The sequence below is a fragment of the Candidatus Thioglobus sp. genome (assembly GCF_029243085.1).
In the GTDB taxonomy this organism is placed as follows: domain Bacteria; phylum Pseudomonadota; class Gammaproteobacteria; order PS1; family Pseudothioglobaceae; genus Thioglobus_A.
In genome coordinates this window covers 1-3,165 of the sequence record NZ_JAQWSS010000121.1, presented here as the reverse complement: position 1 = coordinate 3,165, position 3,165 = coordinate 1, and the positions used below count along the sequence as shown (strand labels likewise).

General features: G+C 40.0%; 2 protein-coding genes. One reads left to right on the top strand and one right to left on the bottom strand.

The window, feature by feature from the left end; genetic code table 11:
• Nucleotides 1-62: 62 nt before the first annotated feature.
• On the bottom strand, nt 63-2,621 hold the full coding sequence (gene acnB / locus P8M52_RS06740; RefSeq protein WP_300309126.1) for a bifunctional aconitate hydratase 2/2-methylisocitrate dehydratase: 2,559 nt from the start codon (nt 2,619-2,621) through the stop codon (nt 63-65).
• Between the two features lie 69 nt (nt 2,622-2,690).
• On the opposite strand from acnB, the gene P8M52_RS06735 reads away from it, so the two are divergent.
• On the top strand, nt 2,691-3,165 hold a 475-nt coding region (locus tag P8M52_RS06735), incomplete at its 3' end, for a lyase family protein (protein ID WP_300309124.1).

Here is a 3,165-nt window from a genome sequence, read left to right as displayed (position 1 = left end):
TTTTTTACAAGACAATAAAAAAGCCGCTGTTAGCGGCTTTTTTATTGCAAGTTAGTGCAACATTATTCTTCTAGGATGGTATCTAGAGCAATATGACCAACAACCTCTTGGTATTCAGAAATTTTATCAAAATTTAAATATTGATAAATATCATCTGAGGCTGGTTGCATTTCTCGCATGGCTGACAAGTATTCATTTTTAGTAGGAATGTAGCCTAATTTTGCTGCGACTGCAGCAACTTCAGCAGAAGACAAATAAACATCAGCACTATCACCTAATCGATTTGGGAAATTTCGTGTAGAAGTGGAAACAACAGTTGCATGATCATTGACACGCGCTTGGTTGCCCATGCATAATGAGCAGCCAGGGACTTCTGTATGATTCGTGATTGCCTCAAAAGTTTTATAGATACCTTCTTTTTTAAGTTGCGCTTCATCCATGCGTGTTGGTGGTGCCACCCAAAGTTCCGTAGGTAACTTGGATTCGTTTTTTAATAGTTGAGCTACCGCCCTGAAATGACCAATATTAGTCATGCATGAGCCTACAAACACTTCGTCAATCTTAGTGTTGGCCACATCTGAAAGTGTTTTAACGTCATCCGGATCATTTGGACAAGCTAGAATCGGCTCTTTGATTTCATCAAGGTTAATGTCAATGATGGCGGCGTATTCACAATCAGCATCAGCCTCAAGCAGTTCAGGCATATCTAGCCATTTTTGCATTGCTTGAATTCGACGTGCAATGGTCTTTTTGTCCTCATAATCCATTTCTATCATGGATGACAGGAGGGCGATGTTAGACTGCAAATATTCTGCAACAGGCTCTTTGTTGAGTTTAATAGTGCAACCATTTGCAGAGCGTTCAGCAGAGGCATCCGTTAGTTCGAACGCTTGTTCAATTTTAAGATCCCCTAGACCTTCTATTTCTAGAATTCGACCCGAGAAGATGTTTTTCTTATTGGCTTTTTCAACGGTCAATAATCCTTGTTGAATGGCAACATAAGGAATAGCATTAACCAAATCTCTAAGTGTAATACCTTCTTGCATGGTGCCACTAAAACGCACCAAGACTGATTCTGGCATGTCGAGAGGCAATACGCCAATTGAAGCGCCAAAGGCCACTAATCCGGAACCTGCAGGAAAGCTAATCCCAATTGGGAAGCGCGTATGAGAATCTCCACCTGTGCCAACTGTATCGGGTAGTAACATACGGTTAAGCCACGAATGAATGATACCATCGCCAGGCTTTAAGGCGACACCGCCGCGAGACTGCATAAAATCTGGCAATGAATGTTGTAATTCAATATCTACTGGCTTCGGATAGGCCGCAGTATGACAAAAACTTTGCATCACTAGATCTGCTGAAAAGCCTAAACAGGCAAGCTCTTTCAATTCATCACGGGTCATGGCGCCCGTGGTGTCTTGCGATCCAACTGTACTCATGCGTGGTTCGCAATAAGTGCCTGGACGAATACCATCAACACCACACGCCTTGCCAACAATTTTTTGAGCCAAAGTATAGCCAACATTACTGTCACTTGCGTCTTGTGGGCGTAAAAATAAGTCACTAACGGATAATCCTAAATCTTGTCGAGTTTTGTCCGTTAGGCCGCGACCAATAATTAGCGGAATTCTGCCACCAGCACGCACTTCGTCAGGCATGGTGGTTGGCGCTAATTCAAAGGTGGATACAATATCGCCATTCGTATTAGTGATTTTCCCTTCATAAGGGTAGATAGTAATTTCATCACCCATATTGAGATTGCTCACATCACATTCAATTGGTAGTGCGCCAGAGTCTTCGGCTGTATTAAAGAAAATTGGGGCAATATTGCCACCTAAAACAACACCGCCACCACGTTTATTAGGGATGTAGTCAATATCATTGCCCATATGCCATAAAACAGAATTGATAGCGGATTTTCGCGAAGAGCCTGTGCCTACTACGTCACCAACAAAAGCCAGGGGCAAGCCTTTAGCTTTGAGTTGCGCAATAGTTTCTAATGGTTTATCCATTTTTTTAACTAACATTGATTGCGCATGTAAAGGAATGTCAGGGCGCGACCAAGCTTCTGTAGCCGGCGATAAGTCATCTGTATTAATTTCACCTTCAACCCGGAATACTGTTAATTTGATTTCACTAGGAAGTTCATCTTTAGTAGTGAACCAGTCGCCATTTGCCCAATTATTAACCACTTCTTTGGCAAAGTTGTTATCGACTGATTTTTCCATAACTGTTTGGTATGCTTCATAAATTAGCAAGGTTTTTGACAGTGCATCTTTAGCAGTTGCAGCAGTTGCATCAAAGTCCAAAAGTTCAATTAATGGCGAAATATTGTAGCCACCCATCATTGTTCCTAATAAATGGGTTGCTTGTTGTTGGTTGATAGCATTACAAGTTTGCTCACCTTTAGCAACGCTTGCTAGGAAGCTGGCCTTTACATAAGCAGCTTCATCCACCCCAGGCGGAACACGATGAGTCAATAAGTCTAGATAAAAAATATCATCATCAGCTGCAATGAGATGATCCACCACTGATTTTGTTTGTTTTGCATTAAGTACAAGTGGTGGTAAGTTAGTTAGTTTGCGCTCTTCAATATGTTTTAGGTAGTCCGATTTCACGATGAGTATTTTTTTAAGAATAAATAAGAGCGTATAATTTTATCATTTTTATAGCCTTTAATATATATTATGGAACTTAATGCTTTAACTGCAATTTCACCTATTGATGGACGTTACTTTGATAAAACTAAAGAACTTAGTAGTATTTTTAGTGAATTTGGACTTATTAAGTATCGTGTTTTAGTTGAGGTTGAATGGCTACAAGCGATGGCTGATAATAAAGGTATTGAAGAAGTACCTGTGTTTAGTGCCGAGGCTTGCAAATTTTTAGCAAATATTGCCTCTAATTTTTCATTGGAAGATGCGCAGGCCGTCAAGGATATTGAGCGTACTACAAATCATGATGTGAAGGCGGTTGAGTATTTCTTAAAAGATAAGATTAAAGATCATGCTGAATTAAATGCAGTGAGTGAATTTTTCCACTTTGCTTGTACTTCCGAAGATATTAATAATCTTTCGCATGCTTTAATGTTAATTGATGGACGTAAAGTAATGCTTAAACAGATGCAAGAAGTATTATTATTAATTGCTGGTATGGCAAAAG